Here is a 23,083-nt window from a genome sequence, read left to right on the forward strand (position 1 = left end):
ATGTCGGTCGGCGTGTCGTTGGATCAGCAGTGGGCGCGCATTCGCGGACGCCTGAAGGAAGAGGTCGGCGAGATCGCCTACCGGAGCTGGCTTCAGCCGCTGTCCGTCGCCAGCCTTGTCGGCGGCGAGGTGTGCATCGTCGTGCCCACGCGCTTCATGCGCGATTGGGTGCTGACCCACTATGCCGACCGCATCCGCGCCCTCTGGTCCGGCGAGAATCCGGAAGTCCAGTCGATCGACGTCATCGTCGCCTCCACCAACCCGCCTGCGGCGCTGGTCGCCGACAATGACGACAACGGCGACGACCGCCCCGCTCCGGCGCCGCGAGCCCAGGACTCCCGTTTCGCCGAGTCGCGCCCGGCGCCCCGTCCGGCGCCGCCCCCGCGTCCGGCCGATAACGGCTTCTCCTCGGAATCGGCACCGTCGACCGTCTACACCTCGGCTTCCTATGGCGGGGCGTCGGACGAGTCGCCGAACGCCGTCCCGGCGATCCTGGAGGACCGGTCCGACCTGTCCGCCGCGCTCGACCCGCGCTTCACCTTCGAGAATTTCGTCGTCGGCAAGCCGAACGAGCTGGCCCATGCCGCCGCCCGGCGCGTCGCCGACGCCACCACCGTGACCTTCAACCCGCTGTTCCTCTATGGCGGGGTGGGCTTGGGCAAGACCCACCTGATGCACGCGCTGGCCTGGCAGATCCGCAAAAACGACCCGAACCGCAAGGTGCTGTACCTGTCGGCCGAGAAATTCATGTACCAGTTCATCCGGGCGTTGCGCTTCAAGGACACGATGGCCTTCAAGCAGCAGTTCCGCTCGGTCGACGTGCTGATGATCGACGACGTGCAGTTCATCAGCGGCAAGGACTCCACGCAGGAGGAGTTCTTCCACACCTTCAACGCGCTGGTCGACCAGAACCGGCAGGTCATCATCTCCGCCGACAAGAGCCCGTCCGACCTGGAAGGCATGGAGGAGCGGCTGCGCTCCCGCCTCGGCTGGGGGCTGGTCGCCGACATCCACCCGACCACCTACGAACTTCGGCTGGGCATCCTCCAGGCCAAGGCCGACGCGCTCCAGGCCAGCATTCCGATGAAGGTGCTGGAATTCCTGGCTCACAAGATCACGTCCAACGTGCGCGAACTGGAAGGGGCGCTGAACCGCATCGTCGCCCATGCCGAGCTGGTCGGCCGCTCCATCTCGCTGGAGACGACGCAGGAGGTGCTGCACGACCTGCTGCGCGCCAACGACCGTCGCGTCACCATCGACGAGATCCAGAAGCGGGTGGCGGAGCATTACAACATCCGCGTCGCCGACATGCATTCCGCCCGCCGCGCCCGCGCGGTGGCCCGCCCGCGCCAGATCGCCATGTATCTGGCCAAGCAGCTGACCGCCCGCTCCCTGCCGGAGATCGGCCGCAAGTTCGGCGGCCGCGACCACACCACGGTCATGCATGCGGTCAAGAAGGTGGATGAACTGCGCGCCACCGACCCGTCCTTCGCCGAAGACGTGGAACTGCTGCGCCGGATGCTCGAAAGCTGAAGATCGCTTGATCCGCTGATCAACCGCGGCGTGTCGCCACGCCACCATCCCATCGCGACGGGAAGTTTGCTAAGGTCCGTCCGCACGGATTCTTTGCGGACGGCATGGGTGTTGCGGTGGAAACAAATATTCTTGTCGCTGACGATTCCGAATACTTCCGCGAACAGATTCGTGCGGATCTGGAAAGCAACGGTTACCGGGTTCTGCTGGCCGAGGATGGGGCGCAGGCGCTGTCGATCTACCGCAGCCACGACATCCACATCCTGATCACCGACCTTGAAATGCCGGTGATGACGGGGCTGGAACTGTGCTGGCACGTCCGGGCGGAGGACGACCAGCACCGCACCTTCACCATCCTGATGACCGGCGACACCGAGACCGCCCGGCGGATCGAGGCCTTCGATTCCGGCGCCGACGAGTTCCTGGCGAAACCCATCGACCTGTCGATGCTGCGCGCCCGCGTGCGGGCCGGCGAGCGCATCACCCGCATGCACCGGGTGATGGTGGAGATGCTGCACACCGATTACCTGACCGGTGTCCTGAACCGCCGCTACTTCATGGAGCGGCTGGAGCAGTCCTATCGCGCCGCGAAGGAGGACGGGACCGCGCTGGCGGTCGCCATGTTCGACATCGACCATTTCAAGACGATCAACGACACCCACGGCCACACCAACGGCGACCTCGCGCTGAAGCGCTTCGCCGACCATTGCGCCGCCCAGGTGCCGGACGGCGGCTTCCTCGGTCGGTTGGGCGGGGAGGAGTTCTGCCTGTGCCTGCCTGCCGACGACCTGGAGACGGCGCTTGCGCGGGTCGAGGCGATCCGCCGCTCCACCGCCGAACTCATGGTGGAAACCGGGACCGGGGCTAGCTTCGCCTTCACCGTCAGCATCGGCATGTGCCTGGTTCAGGACACCGACTCGGTCAACGACCTGATGACCCAGGCCGACGAGGCGCTCTACTTCGCCAAGCGCAGCGGCCGCAACCGCACCGTCCTGCGCGGGGCGGAAGGGGTGACGGTCAAGGCGCGCTTTTACGTGATGTGAGGCGGCCGGGTTCAGAGCGGCCGGGTTCAGAGCGGCAGGGTCACCGTCGCGCGCAGGCCGCTCGAACTCCCGCCGCCCCCGGTCCCATCCCCAATCCCACCGCCGCCGCCGTCGCGGTTGGACAGGGTCACGTCGCCGCCATGGCCGCGGATGATGCTGCGGGCGGTGGACAGGCCCAGCCCGACGCCGCCGGTATCGCGCGAGCGCGAGCGTTCCAGCCGGTAGAAGGGGGCGAAGACCTTCTCGAACTCCGCCTCCGGGATGCCGGGACCGTCATCGTCGATGTGGATCAGGGCTTGGCGGCCCTGACCGCCTGCCGAACCGCCGGCCTGCCCGTCCATGCCCGCCCCCTCCGCCAGCCGAACGGTGAAGCCGCCGCCGTACTTGATCGCGTTGTCCATCAGGTTGGCGAAGGCCCTGCGCAGCGCCACCGGGCGGCCTTCCGCCACCACATGGGCGGGACCTTCATAGACGGCGCGGTGGCCGGCATCGACGCGGTCGTCGCACAGGCTCTGCAGCAGGTCGGCAAGGTCGAAGCGGACGCGCGGCTCGCGCTGGGCATCGTCGCGGGCGAAGGCCAGCGTGGCGGAGATCATCGCTTCCATCTCGTCCAGGTCGGCCAGCATCCGCCGCTGCATCTCCGGGTCGTCGACCAGCTCGGCGCGCAGGCGCAGGCGGGTGATCGGCGTGCGCAGGTCGTGGCTGATCGCCGCCAGCATTTGGGTGCGGTCGGCGACGAAGCGGGCGAGCCGCGCCTGCATCCGGTTGAAGGCGCGGGTGGCGGCGCGCAGCTCGCGCGGGCCTTCCTCGGGCAGGGGCTGGGCCTCGCCGTCGACGCTGAGCCGCTCGGCGGCGGCGGCGAATCCGGCGAGCGGTGCCGTCACCCGGCGGGCGGCCAGCAGCGAGACCAGCAGGATCACCGCCACCACCGCCCCCATCCAGAACAGGAAACGGACGATGCCGAAGGGGCCGGCCAGCGGATCGCCGCCGGTGAAGCTCAGCCAGGACCCGTCGCCGAGCCGCACCGACAGCCGGACATGCGGACCCCAGCGCCGGTTCTCGTCGCCCATGAAGGGCGGGTGATGGTGGTCGTCGTCACGGCCCCCTTCACGGGGCGGGCGCTGGACCTCCACCAGGATGTTGCGGTCGGGGGTGTCAAGCGATTCGCGCAGCCGGCGTTTCAGCCCGTCGAAGCGGTTGCTCGAATAGGTCTCCGTCGGCAGCGGCGGCGGGCGGTCGGCGCGCCACTCCACCCGCAGGACCGGATCGTCGATGGCGCGCACCACCCGCTCGCGGCCCGCCGGCGGGGTGCTTTCCACCAGCTGGACGATGGCGGTGATGCGTTGGACCAGCACGTTCGGCCCATGGATCGGCGGCCCTTCGCTGCGGTCGGTCAGATAGACCAGCGCGCTGATCGCCTGGGTCAGCAGCAGCGCCAGCACCACCGTCAGCGCGATGCGCGCGGCGAGGCTGTCGGGAAAGCGGAGGCCCAGGCGGCGGAAGGCGCGTCGGCGGACCGATGGGCGATGCGGCGCCTTGGGCTTTCCGGCAATGTCGTCCGGCCGGGCCGTCATGACGCCACGCTGCCGCTGGTCACCGACGGGGTGAAGAGATAGCCGCCGCCGCGCACCGTCTTGATCAGGGTCGGTTCGGCCGGGTCGGGTTCGATCTTGCGGCGCAGGCGGCTGACCTGCACGTCGACGGAGCGGTCGAAGGGAACCGCCGAGCGGCCGCGCGCCAGATCCAGAAGCTGGTCGCGGGTCAGCACCCGCTGCGGATGCTCGACGAAGGCGACCAGCAGGTCGTATTCGCCGGCCGACAGCTGGACCAGCACGCCGTCGGGCGACCGCAGCTCCCGCTTGGTGAGATCCAGCGACCAGCCTTCGAAACGCAACACCGTGCCGGCCGCCGCCGGGGCGCCCGCCACCGGCGGGGCGGAGACGCGGCGCAGCACCGCCTTGATGCGGGCCAGCAGTTCGCGCGGGCTGAACGGCTTCGCCAGATAATCGTCGGCGCCCATCTCCAGCCCGACGATGCGGTCGGTCTCCTCCCCCATGGCGGTCAGCATGATGACGGGGGTCTGCGCCGTCTGCGGCGCGGCGCGCAGGCGGCGGCAGAGCGACAGGCCGTCCTCCCCCGGCAACATGAGGTCGAGGACGATCAGGTCGACGCGGGCGCCGTCGAGCGTGCGCATCATCTCCGCCCCGTCCCGCACCCCGGTGACCCGGAAGCCGTGCTTGGTCAGGAACTGGGCGACGAGAGAGCGGATTTCGCGGTCGTCGTCGACGACGAGGAGGTGGGGCGTGCGGTCCATGGCTCCCATGATCGGGCGAGGGGCGTCGGGGGTGAAGGAGAAATGTGTAACGCCGGGTTACGGGAGGGCGGGCGGTTACACTCTGTTACCAAATGGCGGGTTTGCGGACATTCGGCCGCAACGTTCGGCGCCCATTGTCTGGTCATCGGGACAGCGGCGGCGATGCAGCCGGCAACGTCCCAACGGAATAAGCCCCCTCCATCCGGGGTTTAGCCAGCACCGTGATGCACGGTCCAAACACTGAGGAGTTGTCACCATGAAACGCGCCCTTCTGACGTCCGCCCTGCTGGTCGCCGGTCTCGGCGTGGCCGTTCCGGTCTTCGCCCAGGGGGGGCCGGCTGGTGGTCCGGCTGGTGGTCCGCAGCCCGGCGGTCCCGGCCCCGACCGTCACTTCGCCCGCATGTGCGAGGACCAGGAGGCCCGTCTGGCCGGCAAGCTGGCCTATGCGGAGAAGAAGCTGAACATCACCGAACAGCAGCGCGCCGCCTGGACCAAGTTCGCCGACGCCGCCCGCTCCAGCCTGAAGCCGACGCAGGATCTGTGCGTGAAGTTCAAGGACGCCCCGCGTCCCGCCGCCCTGCCGCAGCGCCTGGAACGCGCCGAGCAGATGATGCAGGCCCACCTGCAGCAGGTCCAGACCGTCCGCCCGGCCCTGACCGACCTCTATGCCCAGCTGACGCCCGACCAGCAGAAGCAGGCCGACCGCATGCTGAACCAGGGCCCGGGCGGCCATATGGGCGGTCACATGGGTAAGCACATGGGCGGCCATCATGGCGGCTGGGGCGACCATGACGGCCCGCGCCACCACGGCATGGGTCCCGGCGGCATGGGTCCCGGTGGCATGGGGCAGGGCGGCATGGGTCCCGGAAACGGTCCGGGAAAAGCTCCGCAGGAGCAGCCCAAGAACTGACGTAACAGGAAAGGACAAGCTCCCGGCGGCGATCCCAAGCCCCCCAACGCAGCCGCCGTGAGACTAAGGGCCGCCGAACCCCCATTCGGCGGCCCTTGTCGTTTGGGGGAGATAGAGATTCCTTGCGGCATAGCAGAAGGCGATAAAGACAAGCCGCCGCTTGCATTGCGGGCTTCCGCACCCCAAAGCTTAACACCATGACGTCCTCTCACGCTTCGGCGGGCGGCGGTCTCGGGCGGGGGGGCCGTGTGGTCGCCGTGCTGGGGCCGACCAACACCGGCAAGACCTATCTGGCGATCGAGCGCATGCTCGGTCACCGGTCCGGAATGATCGGCTTTCCCCTGCGCCTGCTGGCGCGGGAGAATTACGACCGCATCGTCTCGATCAAGGGAAAGAACGCGGTCGCGCTGGTGACGGGGGAGGAGAAGATCCTGCCCCCCAACCCGTCCTATTGGGTCTGTACCGTCGAATCGATGCCGCTGGACCGCGCCGTCGATTTCCTGGCGGTGGATGAAATCCAGCTCTGCGCCGATCCGGAACGCGGCCACATCTTCACCGACCGGCTGCTGAACGCCCGCGGCATGGTCGAGACGATGGTGCTGGGCTCCGATTCGATGCAGCCGATGATCCGCCGGCTGGTGCCGAAGGCGGAGTTCATCAGTCGGCCGCGCTTCTCCCAGCTGACCTATGCCGGCTACAAGAAGCTGACGCGCCTGCCGCCGCGCTCCGCCGTCGTCGCCTTTTCCGCCACCGACGTCTATGCCATCGCCGAGATGATCCGGCGCCAGCGCGGCGGCACCGCCGTGGTGCTGGGGGCGCTCAGCCCGCGCACGCGCAACGCGCAGGTGGGGCTGTATCAGGCGGGCGAGGTCGATTATCTGGTGGCGACCGACGCCATCGGCATGGGGCTGAACATGGACGTCGACCATGTCGCCTTCGCCCGCATCGTCAAGTTCGACGGCTTCGCCCCGCGCCGGCTCAGGCCCGCCGAGGTGGCGCAGATCGCCGGCCGTGCCGGGAGGCACATGCGCGACGGCACCTTCGGCACCACCGACGAGGTGGGGGAGCTGGACGCCGACCTGGTCACCCGCGTCGAGAACCACGAGTTCGAGACGGTCAAGGCGCTGTCCTGGCGCAACAGCGACCTGCGTTTCGACACGCCGGGCTTCCTGCTGAAATCGCTGGAGGAACGGGCGCCGATCGCGGAACTGAGCCGCGTGCGCGAGGCCGACGACCATCTGGCGCTGCAGGCGCTGGTGCGCGATCCCGACATCATGGACCTCGCGCGCGGTCGCGATGCCGTGAAGCTGCTGTGGGAGGTCTGTCAGGTCCCCGACTTCCGCAAGGTGCTGTCGGACGCCCATACCAAGCTGCTCGGCCAGATCTTCCGCAGCCTGCGCGCGCCCTTGCGCCGGCTGGACGATGACTGGGTGGCGAAGCAGATCGCCCGGCTCGACCGGACCGAGGGCGACATCGATGCGCTGGTCGCCCGCATCGCCCATATCCGCACCTGGACCTACATCTCCAACCGGCCGACCTGGCTGAAGGACCCGCTGCACTGGCAGGAGCGCACCCGCGCCATCGAGGACCGGCTGTCCGACGCCCTGCACGAGCGGCTTACCCAGCGCTTCATCGACCGCCGCTCCGCCACTCTGGCCCGCACGCTGAAGGACGGCCGCTCGCTGCTGGGCGGCGTGCGCGCCGACGGCGAGGTGGTGGTGGAGGGGCATGTGGTGGGGCGGTTGGAGGGCTTCCGCTTCGTCCCCGACGCGCCCGACCGCTCCGACGAGGCGAAGTCTCTGCTGACCGCCGCCCGCCGGGCGCTGCGCGACGAGTTGGCCAAGCGCCTGCGCGCCTTCGAGGCCGAACCCGACGACGTTTTCACCCTTGGGCCGGACGGGGTGCTGAGCGCCGACGATCTGCCGGTGGCGCGGCTGGCCGCCGGGCCGTCGGTGCTGGCGCCGCTGGTGGTGCCGTTCGACGAGGGCATGCTGGACCAGGCCCAGCGCGAGCGGGTGCGGGCCCGGCTGGACCGCTGGCTGAAGGACCACATTGCCGCCCGGCTGAAACCGCTGTTTGCCCTTTCCGTCGCGGAGGGGTTGTCCGGCCCAGGCCGCGGGGTGGCTTTCCAGCTGGTGGAAGGGCTGGGCGTGCTGCCGCGCGCACCCGTCGCCGCCATGGTCGAACAGCTGGAGCGCGAGGACCGCAAGGCGCTGGGCAAGCTGGGCGTCCGGCTGGGCGTGTCCCACCTCTATCTGACGGCGCTCGCCAAGCCGGCGGCGGTGAGCCTGCGCGGGCTGCTGTGGGCGGTGTCGAAGGGCCATCCCTTGCCGGTTCCGATCCCGCCGCCCGGCCGCGTGTCGGTGGAAGCCCCGCCTGTCAAGGATGGCGGCGCGCCGCCCGCCTTCTGGGAAGCCATCGGCTACCCGCTGGCCGGCGGCCGGGCGTTGCGCGTGGACATGCTCGACCGGCTGGAGACGGAGCTGCTGACGGCGTCCAAGGCGAACACCCCGATCCGCGAGGTGGCGCTCGGCCAGCGCGTCGGCCTGTCGGCGGAGGAACTGGGCGCGGTGCTGACCGGGCTCGGCTATGTGCGGATGGTGGCCGAGGACGGGGCGGTGACCTGGAAGCGGAAGCGGCCCTCCCGCCAGCAGCAGGCGAACCGGCAGCGGCGGGAAAAGCCGACGAACGAGGACCACCCGTTTGCCAAGCTGCGGCAGCTGTCGGGGATGTGAGGGGGGTGGCAAGCTAGACCCCCACCTAGCCTCCCCCGCTGGGCGGGGGAGGGACTGCCGCCACTCTCCCGCCAAAGCACTTGTCCCCTCCTCCGCCCAGCGGGGGAGGGTTAGGGTGGGGGGCTAACGTAGCGAATTTAACAACCTGAACCCAGTGACGGAAACGCCCATGAGCAACACCGCCGGCAACACCGACACCGAAGACTCCACCCCCGGCCGGCTGCGGATCGACAAGTGGCTTTGGTACGCGCGTTTCTTCAAGACGCGCAGCCTTGCCGCCAAGCTGTGCAACGACGGGGGCGTGCGACTGTCGGGGGCGGTGGTGACCAAGGCGCATGCGTCGGTGAAGCCGGGCGACGTGCTGACCTTCGCCCAGGGGCGGCACATCCGCGTCATCAAGGTGGTGGCGCTGGGCAGCCGCCGCGGGCCGGCGCCGGAGGCCCAGGCGCTATACGAGGACCTCGCCCCGCCGGTGCCGGAGGAGCGGCTGCAGGATCCCTACCGTGCGCCGTTCCAGCAGCCCGGCGCCGGGCGCCCGACCAAGCGCGACCGGCGGGCGATCGACGCCCTGAAGGGCGATCCGATGATGGATGGTGCGCTGCAAAATGAGACTGATTACGCGGCGGCACCGATTGTTGCTGGAAAAAAGTGAGACCGCCTCTTAAACGGGGCGGCCACCACCCCCATGTGGGAAGGCTGGATAACCGACCAGATGCGACAAGCGAGCACGATCATGAGCGAGAAGACCCGACCTTCGAGCCTTTCCGCCACCTCCACCAAGATGCGCGGCGCCCGCGCCGCCACCGCCGTGGCGGTTGCGCTGGTGATGGCGCTGGCCGCCGGCACCGCCGACGCCCGCGCCGGCAAGAGCAGCTCCTCGGGCAGCCGCGGCAGCCGCACGACCGAGGCGCCGGCCGCCACCTCCACCGCGCCCAACGCGGTCTCGCCGATGGAGCGCTCCGCCGCCCCGGCGGCTGCTCCGGGCGTGCAGCGCCCCGGCTCGCAGGCCACCGCCCCGGCGGCGGCACCCTCGCGCGGCTTCTTCGGCGGCGGCTTCATGTCGGGCCTGATGGGCGGCCTGATCGGCGCCGGCATCGGCGCGATGCTGTTCGGCGGCGGCTTCTTCGAGGGGCTCGGCAGCTTCGCCGGCATCCTGGGCTTCATCCTGCAGATCCTGCTGGTCGTCTTCCTGGTTCGTCTGGCCATCCGCTTCTTCCGCAGCCGCTCGCAAACGGCGAACACCGCGCCGGCCGGCGGCCCGCTGGGCAGCCAGATGGGCGGCGGCAACCCGGCCTATGCCGGCGGCCCGCAGGGCGGCCAGATGAACCGCGACGCGGCCGACGTCCGCTACAACCCGGTCGGTGGCACCCCGATGGGCGGCGGCAATGCCGGCCCGGCCCAGCGCCGTCAGGCTTCCGACGAGATCGGCATCCAGCCCGCCGACTTCGAGTCGTTCGAGCGTCTGCTCGTCACCGTCCAGACCGCCTACGGGCGTGAGGATGTTGACGCCCTGCGCGCCGCCACGACGCCGGAGATGCTGGCCTACTTCACCGACGACCTGACCGAGAACCGCAACCGTGGCGTGGTCAACAAGGTCAGCGACGTCCGCCTGCTGCAGGGCGATCTGGCCGAGGGCTGGCGTGAAGGGGCGCAGGAATACGCCACCGTCGCCATGCGCTTCTCGCTGATCGACACCACGGTGGACCGCGCCAGCGGCCGGGTGGTGGAGGGCAATGCCTCGCAGCCGACCGAAGCGACGGAGCTGTGGACCTTCGTCCGCCCGCGCGGCGGTCAGTGGCAGCTGTCGGCGATCCAGCAGGCCAGCTAAGGCTTGCGGGTTATAGGAATGCCAAACGCCCCGGCCAATCGGCCGGGGCGTTTTCGTTTGTGCGCTCTTTAACCGCTAAGATATCCCCTCTCCCCCCCGGGGAGAGGGTTAGGGTGAGGGGGTGCGCGGCGAGGATCTTCAAGGATTGCGTACCCCCCGATTTCCACCAGAGCCACGCTGTGCATCCCCCTCACCCCGACCCTCTCCCCGGGGGGGAGAGGGGGGTATGGGAGAGGGCATATCTCACCCCCTCGGCAACACCACGGCGTCCGTAGCCCGGAAGCCCAGCCGCACCGTCTCGCCGGGGACGAAGGCCGGCTCCTGGCCCAGATGCGGCATCTGCACGGTCAGCCCACCGTCGAGGAAGGCGTTGACGAAGGCGCCCTCGAAGTCGCTGTGGCTGACGCGGGCGCTCAGGCTGTTGTCGCTCTCGCCCGCCCCCAGACGTTCGGGCGTCAGCCGTTCCGGTCGGACGAACAGGGTGGCGCGATCGCCCGCCGCCAGCCCCCGCGGGTTGCGCCCGCGCAAACGCCCGAAGGCGGTGTCCAGCACCGCCCAGCCCTCCGCCGCCTCCGCGACCTGTCCGGAGAAGCGGTTCGACTCGCCGACGAAGGATGCGACGAAGGCGGTCTGCGGATGGTCGTAGATGGTCTTGCCGTCGCCCACCTGCTCCAGCACGCCGCGCGACATCACGCCGATCCGGTCGGACATGGTCAATGCCTCGCCCTGGTCGTGGGTGATGTAGATGAAGGTGACGCCGGTGCGCTTCTGGAGGTCGCGCAGTTCCGCCCGCATGTGCTGGCGCAGCTTGAGGTCCAGTGCGGAGAGAGGCTCGTCCAGCAGCAGCACCGCCGGTTCCACCGCCAGCGCGCGGGCGATGGCGATGCGCTGGCGCTGGCCGCCGGACAGGTCGGTCACCCGCTTGTCCGCCGTGTCGGGCAGGGCCACCAGTTCCAGCAGTTCCCGCACTCGGCGCTTGCGGTCGGCGGTCGGTACGCCGCGCACCTCCAGCCCGAAGCCGATGTTGTCGGCCACCGTCATCAGCGGGAACAGGGCTAGATTTTGGAAGATCAGCGCGGTCGGCCGCTTGTTCGGCCCGATTCCCTTCATGTCCCGGCCGCCGATGCGGACGGCGCCCGCCGTCGGCTCCATGAAGCCGGAGATCATGCGCAGGATGGTGGTCTTGCCGCAGCCGGAGGGCCCCAGGAAGCTAAAGAACTCCCCGGCCCCGATGGTCAGCGACACATCGCGGACGGCGACTGTGTCGCCGAACCGCATGGTGACGTGGTCGAGTTGGACGTCTTGGCTCATGGACCCTGCTGTATGCCGATCACGCCGCCAGGAAGCGATCCTGGTACTCGTTGCGGATGGAGACGTACCACGCCTCCTGGATCGGCCACCACCACAGCTTCTGCAGCGCGTCGCCCGGATAGGCGTCGGCGAAGAACTGCTTGTTCAGGTCGGTCAGGTGCGCCTCGGCGCCGACCGAGGTGCTGGCGATGCCGGAATGGTTGGTGTAGAGCGCGCCGGCCTGGGGCGTGTAGAACCAGTTGATCCAGGCATAGGCGTTCTCCAGGTTGTCCGCCTTCTTCGGAATGGCGAAGCCTTCCATCCAGGCGAGCGCACCCTCCTTCGGCGCCACGAAGCGGATCGGCAGCCCTTCCTTGCGCAGCGCCACCGCGCTGCTGTCCCAGGTCTGGCCGATGACGCAGCCGTTGGTGCGGAAGGCGCCCTGGGCCTCGTTCTCGTTGCTCCAGAACTGGGCGACCGACTTCTTGTTGGCGGCGGCCACCTTCAGGATGGCGTCGAAGTTGGCGCGGGCCTTCGCCTCGTCCTTGAACTGGTCGCGGACGGGGTGGGGCAGCTTGCCCTGGCTTTCCAGCCACAGGGCGATGCCGATCAGCGAGGAATGGCCGCGCACCGTCACCTTGCCGGCGTTGGCCGGCGCCCACAGGTCGCCGTAGCTGGCGGTGCCGTAGGCCAGCGGCGCCTTCTTCATGTCGAAGGCCAGCGCCTCCGTCCCCCAGTCGGCCGGGGCGAAATAGCGCTTGGCCCCGACGACGCCGCCCATCCCGGCGGAACCCTCGACCGACGACTTCAGGCAGCCATCCCACTTCACCTTCGATTCGTCGAGCGGCTGCACCAGCTCGAACTCGACATAGTTCGGCACGCGGTCGACGGTGGGATGGATGATGTCGAAGCCGGCGCCGCCGGTGGCCTTCAACTGGTTCAGCAGTTCGTCGTTGGTGCCGTATTCGGTCAGGGTCGCCTTGACGCCGGTCTTCTTCTCGAAATCGGCCAGCATGTCCGGGCTGATGTAGCCGGCCCAGGAGAAGATCTTCACCGATCCCGACGCGGCACGTCCTTCGCGCAGCACGAAGGGACCGACCGAGGCGACGCCGGCCGCAGCCGCCGCGCTCTGCAGCAGCAGGCGGCGGGTGAAGCTCTTGGCGGCGCGCTGCGTCTCGGCGCTGGACCGCTGGGTCTCGGACTGCGTGTGACCGATCTGGGCGTTCTCGATCTTGGACATGACGTCCGGTCTCCCTGGCTCTTGCATGGCGTTTGAAGGGGTGGCGTTCAGACGGGTTGGTGTCTCGGCCGGCGGCGCGGCCCCGCTCAAGGCGCAAAGTGTGCCTGAGACAAAAGCGCCCCGTCCATGCCGGAAGTCGGGCACCCGACAAACTTCATAGAGCCGTCATATCGGTCTCAGCCGCCGTTGCCGGGCTCTACTCCGCAATTGTGGACAGCGTCATTCTTTCGCCACGGTCGCGGGACAAATAATCGCCCGCCCGCCAGCGGTCTTTCGGCGAAGCGGGCGTGGGCGTATGAGGACCTTTGCGGGGGACGTTCCCCTTGGCATGACACCGACCTTACTGGGCTTTGCGAGCGCGCCGTGACCGCCGACCGACCGGACCACATGACGGAGCAGCACCGGACGGGTCAGCTTTATGCCGGCCCCCGCCCTGTCCGCACCCGCGACGACCCGTCGCCGCTCGACAAGCTGTCGGCTGGCGGTATCGCCCGCAACATCGCGTCCGCGGCGCTGGCGTCGCTCGCCCGCGGCAAGCCGCGCCGCAAGGCGCCGCCGCCCTCGGCCGCCCCGCCGCCGACGCCCTACAAGCCGGTCCAGCGGCCGCGCCGCCGGTCCGGGCTGCCCCTCTTCAATCTGCCGTCCTTCACGCTGCCGTCCTTCACCTTGCCAAGGATTTCCTTGCCCAAGCTCAGCGCGCCTAAGCTCCGCTCGTCTAAGCTCCACTCGTCCAAGCCGTCCGCCCACCGGTCCGGCGGCGCTCAGCCGCCGCAGCCGCCGGCCCCTCCCGCCGGACGTCCCGGCCGGGCGCCGCAGCCTCCCCGCAAGGGCGGGGGGTGGGGCAGGCGGCTTGTGCAGGGGGGGCTGGTCGCCGCCATCTGGTGCGGCATCGCCCTCGGCATGGTGCTCGCCTGGTTCGCGCTCGACCTGCCGGACATCTCCAAGGTGGCGCAGTTCGAACGCCGCGCCTCCGTCACCGTGCTGGCCGCGGACGGAACGGAGTTCGCCCGCTTCGGCGACCTGCACGGCACGACGCTCAGCGTGCGCGACTTGCCGCCGCATCTGGTCGATGCCGTGCTGGCGATCGAGGACCGCCGCTTCTACGGCCATTTCGGCATCGACCCGCTGGGTCTGGCGCGTGCCGTCTACGTCAACTGGCGCTCCGGCCGGGCGGTGCAGGGCGGGTCCACCATCACCCAGCAGCTGGCCAAGAACCTGTTCCTGACGCCGGAGAAGTCGCTGAAGCGCAAGATCCAGGAGGCGATGCTGGCGCTGTGGCTGGAGAGCCGCTTCACCAAGGACCAGATCCTCACCGCCTACCTGAACCGCGTCTATCTCGGCGCCGGCACCTTCGGGGTGGACGCCGCCGCCCGCACCTATTTCGGCAAGCCGGCGACCGAGGTCGACGTCCGCGAATCGGCGGTGCTGGCCGGCCTGCTGAAGGCGCCGTCGCGCTACGCCCCCAGTTCCAACCCCGACGAGTCGGCGGAACGGGCGCGGGTGGTGATGGCGGCGATGCTGGACGCCGGTTATCTCACCCAGGCGCAATATGAGGCGGCGCGCGCCGCCAAGCCCTCGCCCAAGCGAAAGCCGGGCGGCGACGGCCGCTATTTCGCGGACTGGGTGACCGATCTGGTGTCGGGCTTCGCCGGTCCCGACCATGGCGACGTGATCGTCCGCACCACGCTGGACCTGAAGATGCAGCGCGCCGCCGAACAGCGGATGGAGGCGCTGCTGGCCGGTCCCGGTGCCGCCGCCAACGTCCGCCAGGGCGCGCTCGTCGCCATGAGCCCCGACGGCGCGGTGCGCGCGCTGGTCGGCGGCCGCGATTACGACAGCAGCGAATTCAACCGTGCCACCCAGGCGATGCGCCAGCCGGGCTCCGCCTTCAAGCCCTTCGTCTATCTGGCGGCGCTGGAGGCCGGCTGGTCCCCCGACAGCGCGATCGAGGATGCGCCGGTCCAGCTCGGCACCTGGAGCCCCGGCAACTATGACGGCAAGTATCGCGGCACCGTCACGCTGGCCGCGGCGCTGGCCCATTCGTCCAACACGGCGACGGCGCGGCTGATCGAGCGGGTCGGCACCGACCGGGTGCGGCGCATCGCGTCGAACCTCGGCATCGCCTCGCCGCTGACCCGCGACCTGTCGCTGGCGCTCGGCACCAGCGAGGTGACGCCGCTGGAACTGGTGCGCGCCTATGCCGGCATCGCCAATCGCGGCGCCCCGGTCTGGGCCTACGCCATCACCGAGATCAAGAGCCGCGACGGCATCGTGCTGTACCGGCGCCAGGGTGGTGGCGGCGGGGCGGTGGTCGATCCCGCCCATGCGGTGCAGCTGACGCAGATGATGGGCGGCGTGCTGGATTACGGCACCGGCCGCAGCGCCCGGCTGAACCGCCCGGCGGCGGCCAAGTCCGGCACCACCCAGGACTATCACGACGCCTGGTTCGTCGGCTTCACCGCCGATCTGGTCGCCGGGGTGTGGCTGGGCAACGACAACAACGACGCGATGAAGAAGGTCACCGGCGGCAGCCTGCCGGCCAAGCTGTGGCGCGACTTCATGATGGACGCCCACGCCGGCAAGCCCGCCCGACCGCTCCCCGGCCTGGACGGCGCCCCCGCCTGGAGCCCGCCGCCCGGTGCGGTGCCGCAGGGCGGCGTCCCGGTCGCCTCCGCCGAGCCGAGGTCGGGCGGCATCGGCTCCCTGATCGAAAAGATCGCCGGCACCCCCGCCGCGGCGCCACGGGTGCAGTACGACTACAGCAACAGCGGAGTGCGGTAGGGGAGCTGGCTGCGGTTGCCCCCTCCCTAACCCTCCCCCTCTTCGAGGTGGAGGGGACTGCCGCCGCTTCGCACAAGGCACCCTCTCCCGCGATCGGATCGGCCTTCGGCCGACCGAGGGGGGAGGGATGGGGAGGGGGCAACCGCAGCCGGCGCCCTACCCCCAGGTTCCCCCCACCGCCCCGACGCTGCTATACCTCCCCCGAATTTCCCCCACAGCGGACGAGACATGAAGGCGGAAGAAAGAGCGGGCGGAGCGGAATTGCTGGTGGAGGCCGCGCCTCCGCCCATCCGAGACGCCACCAATCCGCCCCTGCGCCCCCGTCCCCGCGACTGCCTCAACCCCCTGCTGACCGTCGCCGCCCCGGTGCTGGCGCTGGCCGGAACCTTGCGTGACCGCGCCCTCGCCGATCCGCCCCGCGCCGCCGCGGCCGCGGCGCTGGAGCGGTTCGACCGCGAAGCCGCCCTCGCCGGCCTCGACCCGGACGACATCGCCGCCGCCCGCGTCGCGCTGGCCGCCACGCTGGACGACGTCGCCCGCGCCGCCGGCCATGGCGGAGCCTCGGTCGCGGAGCCCGGTGCCGGGGTGCGCTTCTTCGACCTGCTCGACGGCATGCTGGGCGACCCGCGCCGTCACCGCCACGCGCTGGAGCTGTTCTACGCCTGCCTGTCCCTGGGCTTCGAGGGGCGGTTCCGCGACAAACCCGGCGGCGCCCACGACCTCGCCCGCCTGCGTGACGAGCTGTACCGCATCCTGCGCCGCGCCCGCGGCGACGTGGCGGCGGATCTGTCGCCGGCCTGGGCCGGGGTGGCGGAGCCGTTCCGCCCGTTGGGGAGCACCCTGGGCGCTGCCTTGCCCGGCTGGATCCTGTGGGCTGCGGTGGCGCTGGGCCTGTCCGGCCTCTATGTCCATCTCGCCGGCGCCCTCGACCGGCAGGCGGAGCCGGTGGCGGCACGTATCGAAGCATTGCTGCCCGACCGCCCGATCGAGATCGCGCGGATGGTTCCTCCGCCGCCGCCCACCGCCGGTCCCGCCCTGATCGCCCGCATCACCGGCCAGCTCGCCCCGGAAATCCGCATCGGCGCCGTGGAGGTCCTGGCGGGGGAGGACGGCGCCCTGGTGATCCGCATCCCCGCGGCGGCGATGTTCGCCACCGGCAGCGAGGCGGTGAAGGCCCGCCACCGCGCCATCGTAGAACGGGTGGGCCAGACCCTGGCGGCGGAGCCCGGCAGCGTCCTGGTGGTCGCCCACACCGACGACCAGACCCCGGCCACAGGCCGGCTGCCCACCGCCCGGACCCTGACCGAAGCCCGCGCCGACGCCGTGCGCAAGCTGCTGGAGCGCAGCATCGCCCCCACCCGCCTGTCGGCCGAGGGCCATGGCGACCAGGAGCCCATCGCCCTGAACGATACGCCCGCCGGTCGTGACGCCAACCGGCGGATCGACATCCGCCTCTATCCGCAATAGGGCGCCCGCCATGGCCGATCCCCGTCCCGCAAAGGCAGGCGCCAAACCGCCCAAGCGCCGCCGCAAGCCAGCCGCCGTTCCGTCGCCGCACCGCTCCGCCCGCACCCGCTGGGCGCTGTCGCTGACCGGCGTGCTGGCGCTGGGGCTGGCCGGCTGGCTGCTGCTGCCGCGGCTGGCCGCGGCGCTGGCTCCCCATGTGCTGCCGACCGTCCAGGCCGACTGGAGCGTCCGGCTGTTGCCACTCGTCCTGGCGCTGGCCGGCTGGGTGGCGGTCAACCGCCGCATCGACGCCCGCGAGCGCGCCGCCAACGCCCGCCTGCTGGAGGCGCTTGCCGCCACCCGCGACCCGGAGTTGAAGGCCTCGCTGGAAGAGATCGCCACGGTCCGCAAGCGGATGGACGCGGTGCTGGCGCGGCTGCGCAAGCGGCGCGGCGGCCGCTATCTCTACCAGATGCCCTGGTATCTGGTGATCGGCGCTCCCGGTTCGGGCAAGACCACGGCGCTTACCAATGCCGGGCTGGGCGCCACCGCGGCGGACGACGGCGTGGCGGCGTCGCTGGCCGGACCGCTGGCGGGGCTGGCCGGCACCCGCAACTGCGACTGGTGGTTCACCGACCGCGCCGTGCTGATCGACACCGCCGGCCGCTACACCACCCAGGACAGCCGGCGCGCGGTGGACGGGCGGGTGTGGTCCGGCCTGCTCGACCTGCTGAAGGAGCATCGGCCGCTCCAGCCCGCCAACGGCGTCCTGCTGACGCTGAGCCTGCCGGACCTCGCCGCCTGGGACGAGGCGGAGCGGCGCAACCACGCCATCCTGATCCGCCAGCGCCTGAACGAGTTGCGCGTGCAGCTGGGCTTGCGGCTGCCGGTCTATCTGCTGCTGACCAAGGCCGACCTGCTGGACGGCTTCACCACCTTCTTCGATCCGCTGGACCGCGAGGCGCGTTCCCAAGTCTGGGGCCTGACGCTGCCGGCGGACGAGCCGGCCCCCGCATCAGCCGCCGGACCGTTGCCGGTGTTCCGCGATCTCTATGCCGGGCTGGTGCGGCGGCTGGACGAACGTCTGCTCGACCGGCTGCACCAGGAACCGGACCTCCGCCGCCGCGGCGACGCCTTCGCCCTGGCGTTGCGCGTGGCGGAGCTGGAACCGGCGCTGGCCGACATCGTCGACACCGTGTTCGGCTCCGAACATGGGGAGGAGACACCCCGTCTGCGCGGCCTCTACCTGACCAGCGCCACCCAGACCGGCGGCGCGCTCGCCCTGCTGGAGCCCGATCCGGCCGCCGGCGCCTCCACCTATTTCCTCGACCGCCTGCTGCCCGACGTGGTCTTCCCCGAGGCCAACCTCGCCCGGATCGACCGGGCGGTGGAGCGCGCCCGCCGCCGCCGGAGCGCGCTATCCGCCGCCGCCGCGCTGATGCTCGGCCTTCTGGTCGGCGGCTGGTGGCTGGTCAGCGCCCGCGGCAACGCCGCCCTGCTGGAGCGCGCCGATGCCGGAGCCGCGGCGGTGGAGGCGGCGCTGCGCCCGCTCGACACGCCGCCGCGCTCCCTGATCCGCGTCGACGACGCCGACCCGGCGGCGATCCTGCCGGCGCTGGACGCCCTGCGCGCCCTGCCGCTGGCCTTCGACGCGGCGCATGGCTGGGCCGAGCCCGCGCTGGCCGGCGGCCTGTACCAGGGCGGGCGCATCGCCGGCCCGGCGCAGGAGGTCTACCGCCGCGCCCTGCGCACCCAATTCCTCGCCCGCATCGTCTTGCGGCTGGAGGAGCGGCTGCGCGCCGACTGGGCCTTGCCCGACCAGCTGCGCCGGACCCTGCGCATCTACCGCATGGTCGGCGGGGCGGAGCCGATGGATGCCGGCGCGCTGGCGGAATGGGTGGCGCTGGACTGGCAGCGTACGCTGCCCGGCCCGGCCAACGAGGCACGCCGCCGCGCGCTGGGCGACCATCTGGCCGCCCTGTTCGCCGTCGGCTTCGCCCCCGTCCCGCCCGACGAGGCGCTGGTCGCCCGTGTCGAGGAGGTGCTGGCCCAATCCGCTTCCCATCCGATGGTCCCGCCCATGGCCCAGCCCACGCCTCAAAACGATCGGGCCGCGCCGCCATGATGGGATCGTTCGGCACGCCGCGCGGCACCGATCCGGTGATGGGCTTCCACGGCAAGGTTCCGGCGCGCGGCGATTTCGTCGGCCACGGCCTGCCGGCGGCGGTTCTCGGCCCCTGGGACCGCTGGCTGTCGGCTGCCCTGGGCGAGGCCGGGCGGCGGCTGGGCGGCGAGTGGGACCCGCTGTTCGCTCAAGGTCCGGTCTGGCGCTTCGCCCTGTCCGCCGGCCTGTGCGGCGCCGCCCCGCTGGTGGGGGTGTGGATGCCCAGCGCCGACCGGGTCGGCCGTCCTTATCCTTTCACCATCGCCGCCGGCCTGCCCGCCGGCTTCGACATCGCCGACGCCCCCGCCGCCTGTGCCGCGTGGCTGTCCCGTGCCGAAGCGCTGGCGGCGGACGCCTGCCGCGCCGGTGCCGACGTGGAGGGGCTGCCGGCCCGCCTCGCCATCCTCGGCCGTCCGGAGCCGGAGCGCGTCAGCCCCGCCACCCGCGCCCTGCTGAACCGCCTGTCCGGTCCGCTGGGTGAGGATGCCAGTTTGTGGTGGACCCGCGGCGCCGGCCGCGTCGCCCCATCGCTGCTGTCCTGTTCCGGCCTCCCCGCCGGCCCGCGCCTGACCGCCTTCCTCGACGGCGCCTGGGACCGCTGGGGCTGGGTGAATGCCGGCGAGGGGTAGGGGGGAGTGTGCATCCCGGGTCCAACGCCCCGGATCGAAAGGCTGTAGCGGAGCGGCAATTCCCGGTATGGTGCGGCGATCTTTTCGTGTTTCCGCCGTCCCCTGGAGCCGCAGCGATGACCGACACCCCCGCCCCGACCCTGATCGAAGCGGCCAAGCGTTTCCGCAGCAACGATCTGGCGGGGGCGGAGGAGGTCTGCCGGGCGATCCTGGCGACGGATCCGCACAATGCCCAGGCGCTGCATCTGCTGGGGCTGGTCGCCGCCCACACCGACCATCCCGACTATGCGCTGACCCTGTTCGCCCAGGCCATCGCGGAGAACGGCAACGACCCGTCCTTCCACAACAGCCGCGGCAGCCTGCTCTTCCAGCAGGGCCGTGCGGCGGAGGCGGAGGAGTCCTTCCGCGCCGGCCTCGCCATCAACACGCGCCTGCCGGAACTGCACGGCAATCTCGGCAACGCCTTGAAGGTGCAGACGAGGCTGGAAGAGGCGGCGGACTGCTTCCGCACCGCGCTGGACCTCCGGCCCGAGTCGCCGGAGATGCACCATTTCCTCGCCGCCACCCTGCGCGAGCTGGGCGAGCTGGAGGAGGCGGAGCAGCATTTCCGCATCGCGCTGGAGCAGGCCCCCGACTATCTCGACGTCCACTACAGCCTGGCCGAACTGCTCTCCACCCGCGGCCGGCTGGCGGAGGCGGAGGCGGAGTTCCGCATCGTGCTCGCCGCCGCCCCGCGCTTCGTCCCGGCCCAGGTCGGGCTCGCCCATGTGCTGCAGAGCCTGGACCGCGCGGCGGAAGCCATCGAGGTGATCGAGGCGGCGCGCGAGCAGGCGCCCGACCACCCGATGGTGAAGTTCACCCGCCGGCTGATCTATTCCAACGCTGTGCCCGGCTGGCACCTGCCGATGATCAACGATTTCGAGCGGAACGAGGCCTACAAGCAGTCGCTGGAACGGGCGGTGAAGCCCGGCCAGCTGGTGCTGGAGATCGGCACCGGCTCCGGCATCGTCGCCATGATGGCGGCGCGCGCGGGCGCCAAGAAGGTGGTGACCTGCGAGGTCAACCCGATCCTGGCTCGCGTCGCCAAGGAGACGGTGGCGCGCAACGGCTATGCCGACCGCATCGACGTGGTGCCGCGCCTGTCCACCCAGCTGACGGTGGGGGAGGGCGGCGACCTGCCGGAGAAGGCCGACGTCTTCGTGTCGGAACTGATCAACATCGGCATGCTGGCCCCGCGCATGCTGTCGGTGCTGCAGCATGCCCGCACCCATCTGGTGAAGCCGGGCGGCGCCATCATCCCGCGCGCCTCCACCGTCTACGCTGTGCTGGTGGAGACGCCGGAACTTGCCCGCATCAACCCGGTGGAGACCATCGACGGCTTCGACATGGGCAGCTTCGACGTCTTCCGCTCCCCCGGCTACCAGCAGATCGACCTCGGCGCCGACGCCCACACGCCGCTGTCCAAGCCCTTCACCGCGCTGGATTTCGACTTCACCCGCAACATGCCGGAGGAGGGCGAGCGGGTGATCGACGTGACCATCGTCACCGCCGGCACCTGTCACGGCGTCGCCTTCTGGTTCGACCTCTTCATGGACGACGAGGTGGTCTACAAGTCGGAAAGCCGCGCCCGCACCAACCACTGGAAGCAGGCGATGACCTTCCTGGAAAAGCCGATCGCGCTTTCGGCCGGCGACCGCCTGCGCATCGTCGCCCGCTACGACAACAACCAGATCTCCTTCGGGATCGACGGGTTGACGGGGGGCGAGGGCGTTTGAGCGAAGTCGTACTCTTTCACAGCCCCCCCTCCCGGCGCGCCATCGTTTCCTGGTGTCTCTACGACTGGGCGAATTCCGCCTACAACACCATCATCACCACCTTCGTCTTCTCGGTCTATTTCGCCCGTGGCGTGGTCGGCGATCCGGTGGAGGGCACCGCGCGCTGGGGGGCGGCGATGACTGCAGCCGGCGTCGCCATCGCGCTGCTCAGCCCGGTGCTGGGCGCCATCGCCGACCGGGCGGGGCGGCGCAAGCCCTGGATGGCCCTGTTCACACTGGTGACCGTGGCCTTCACCGTGGCGCTCTGGTGGGTCAGGCCCGATCCGGCCGATGCCGCCTTCGCGCTCGCCTGCGTGGTGATCGCCACCGTGTCGTTCGAACTGGCCAACGTCTTCTACAACGCCACTTTGCCGGGGCTGGTGCCGCCACGGCTGCTGGGCCGGGTGTCGGGCTGGGGCTGGGGCATCGGTTATTTCGGCGGGCTGACCTGCCTTGTCCTCGCTCTGGTCGGCTTCGTCCAGGCGCCGGCCCCGCTGTTCGGCCTGTTCGGACTGCAATGGGCCGATTGGGGCGAGCAGGCCAATATCCGCGCCACCGCGCTGTTGGCCGCGGTGTGGTACGGCGTCTTCGCTCTGCCTTATTTCCTGTGGGTGCCGGACGAACCCTCTACCGGGCAGGGCCTATTGCGTGCGGCACGGGAGGGGGTGGCGACGCTGGTCGCCACGTTGCGCGAGGCCCGGCGCTACCGCCAGGTGATGCGCTTCCTGATCGCCAGTGCCTTCTATCGCGACGGCATCAACACCATCACCGCCTTCGGTGGCATCTACGCCGCCGGCACCTTCGGCATGAGTTTCGAGGAGATCTTGGTCTTCGCCATCGTGCTGAACGTGGTGGCGGGGGCGGGAGCCATCGGCTTCGCCTGGATGGACGACCGGGCGGGGGCCAAGCCGGTAATTCTGATCGCGCTGGCCGGCATGTCGTTCTGCAGCGTGCCGCTGCTGCTGGCGACGGACCGGCTGTGGTTCTGGGTCTTCGCGCTGGGTCTGGGGCTGTTCTTCGGGCCGGCCCAGGCCGCCGGGCGGTCGATGATGGCGCGGTTGGCCCCGCCGGGCATGGCGGGCGAGATGTTCGGGCTCTACAGCCTGACCGGACGCTTCGTCGGCTTCTTCGGACCGCTGCTGTTCGGACTGGCGACCCAGGCCTTCGCCAGCCAGCGCGTCGGCATGGCGACGGTTCTCGCTTTCTTCGTGATCGGATTCGGGCTTATGCTGGCGGTTCGCGAACCGGCCCGTTAAAAAGGCCGCGTCAAAGCGCCGCACATGAGATCATTCGAGGGCAGAGCTGTTACCTTCGTTTTTGCTGCGACGCACAAAAGTCGAAGCCGAGGGGTACGGA

Annotated in this window: 15 protein-coding genes and 1 pseudogene; 12 read left to right on the forward strand and 4 right to left on the reverse strand. The window is 70.5% G+C overall.

Going from position 1 to position 23,083, the window contains the following annotated elements; all coding sequences use genetic code 11:
- The coding region (gene dnaA, locus ACWPKK_RS00005; RefSeq protein ID WP_452000232.1) for a chromosomal replication initiator protein DnaA at window positions 1-1,533 on the forward strand (1,533 nt) is incomplete at its 5' end.
- Between the two features lie 116 nt (window positions 1,534-1,649).
- Window positions 1,650-2,576 carry a GGDEF domain-containing protein gene (locus tag ACWPKK_RS00010; RefSeq protein ID WP_452000234.1) on the forward strand — a complete coding sequence of 309 codons (927 nt, stop codon included), beginning with the start codon at window positions 1,650-1,652 and terminating at the stop codon, window positions 2,574-2,576.
- Between the two features lie 26 nt (window positions 2,577-2,602).
- Here the strand turns inward: ACWPKK_RS00010 and ACWPKK_RS00015 are convergent, their stop codons facing one another.
- Entirely contained in the window at window positions 2,603-4,150 is a 1,548-nt protein-coding gene (locus ACWPKK_RS00015; RefSeq protein WP_452000235.1) for an ATP-binding protein, read from the reverse strand.
- Window positions 4,147-4,890, reverse strand: coding sequence for a response regulator (locus ACWPKK_RS00020; protein WP_452000236.1), 744 nt, complete (start codon window positions 4,888-4,890; stop codon window positions 4,147-4,149). Before ACWPKK_RS00020 ends, ACWPKK_RS00015 begins: the two co-directional genes overlap by 4 nt.
- A 256-nt stretch (window positions 4,891-5,146) precedes the next feature.
- Between ACWPKK_RS00020 and ACWPKK_RS00025 the strand changes: the two genes are divergently transcribed.
- The 4 genes from ACWPKK_RS00025 (at window position 5,147) to ACWPKK_RS00040 (ending at window position 10,363) form a co-directional block, all read left to right on the forward strand.
- A complete protein-coding gene (locus ACWPKK_RS00025) occupies window positions 5,147-5,800 on the forward strand; it encodes a Spy/CpxP family protein refolding chaperone (protein WP_452000238.1) in 654 nt (217 codons plus the stop codon).
- 197 nt (window positions 5,801-5,997) lie between these two features.
- On the forward strand, window positions 5,998-8,535 hold the full coding sequence (locus tag ACWPKK_RS00030) for a helicase-related protein (protein ID WP_452000239.1): 2,538 nt from the start codon (window positions 5,998-6,000) through the stop codon (window positions 8,533-8,535).
- 169 nt (window positions 8,536-8,704) lie between these two features.
- Window positions 8,705-9,187 (forward strand): RNA-binding S4 domain-containing protein, encoded by a 483-nt coding sequence (locus ACWPKK_RS00035; protein ID WP_452000241.1) that lies wholly within the window; start codon window positions 8,705-8,707, stop codon window positions 9,185-9,187.
- Between the two features lie 81 nt (window positions 9,188-9,268).
- The gene (locus ACWPKK_RS00040; protein ID WP_452000243.1) at window positions 9,269-10,363 is read left to right on the forward strand and encodes a Tim44 domain-containing protein; all 1,095 of its coding nucleotides are present in this window, start codon (window positions 9,269-9,271) and stop codon (window positions 10,361-10,363) included.
- 243 nt (window positions 10,364-10,606) lie between these two features.
- On the opposite strand, the gene ACWPKK_RS00045 is transcribed toward ACWPKK_RS00040, so the two are convergent.
- Window positions 10,607-11,674 (reverse strand): ABC transporter ATP-binding protein, encoded by a 1,068-nt coding sequence (locus ACWPKK_RS00045; RefSeq protein WP_452000244.1) that lies wholly within the window; start codon window positions 11,672-11,674, stop codon window positions 10,607-10,609.
- Window positions 11,675-11,693: 19 nt separating this feature from the next.
- Window positions 11,694-12,893, reverse strand: a complete 1,200-nt coding sequence (locus ACWPKK_RS00050) for an extracellular solute-binding protein (RefSeq protein ID WP_452000246.1) — start codon at window positions 12,891-12,893, stop codon at window positions 11,694-11,696.
- A 363-nt stretch (window positions 12,894-13,256) separates the two neighbouring features.
- Here ACWPKK_RS00050 and ACWPKK_RS00055 point away from each other — a divergent pair, with 363 nt between their 5' ends.
- From ACWPKK_RS00055 to ACWPKK_RS00080, 6 genes and pseudogenes are all read left to right on the forward strand, one after another.
- A complete protein-coding gene (locus ACWPKK_RS00055; protein WP_452000248.1) occupies window positions 13,257-15,674 on the forward strand; it encodes a transglycosylase domain-containing protein in 2,418 nt (805 codons plus the stop codon).
- Window positions 15,675-15,902: 228 nt separating this feature from the next.
- Window positions 15,903-17,141: a type IVB secretion system protein IcmH/DotU gene (gene icmH / locus ACWPKK_RS00060; protein ID WP_452000249.1), complete on the forward strand. Its 1,239-nt coding sequence runs from the start codon at window positions 15,903-15,905 to the stop codon at window positions 17,139-17,141.
- Window positions 17,142-17,151: 10 nt separating this feature from the next.
- Window positions 17,152-19,245: a type VI secretion system membrane subunit TssM gene (gene tssM / locus ACWPKK_RS00065; protein ID WP_452000250.1), complete on the forward strand. Its 2,094-nt coding sequence runs from the start codon at window positions 17,152-17,154 to the stop codon at window positions 19,243-19,245.
- Complete coding sequence (gene tagF / locus ACWPKK_RS00070) at window positions 19,242-19,913, forward strand: type VI secretion system-associated protein TagF (RefSeq protein ID WP_452000252.1); 672 nt, start codon at window positions 19,242-19,244, stop codon at window positions 19,911-19,913. The genes tssM and tagF overlap by 4 nt, the downstream gene beginning before the upstream one ends.
- 116 nt (window positions 19,914-20,029) lie before the next feature.
- Entirely contained in the window at window positions 20,030-21,688 is a 1,659-nt protein-coding gene (locus ACWPKK_RS00075; protein ID WP_452000254.1) for a tetratricopeptide repeat protein, read from the forward strand.
- A pseudogene (locus ACWPKK_RS00080) lies at window positions 21,682-22,983 on the forward strand (MFS transporter); the annotation flags it as partial. The gene ACWPKK_RS00075 and the pseudogene ACWPKK_RS00080, both read left to right, overlap by 7 nt.
- Window positions 22,984-23,083 lie beyond the last annotated feature (100 nt).

The organism is Azospirillum largimobile (genome assembly GCF_977007025.2).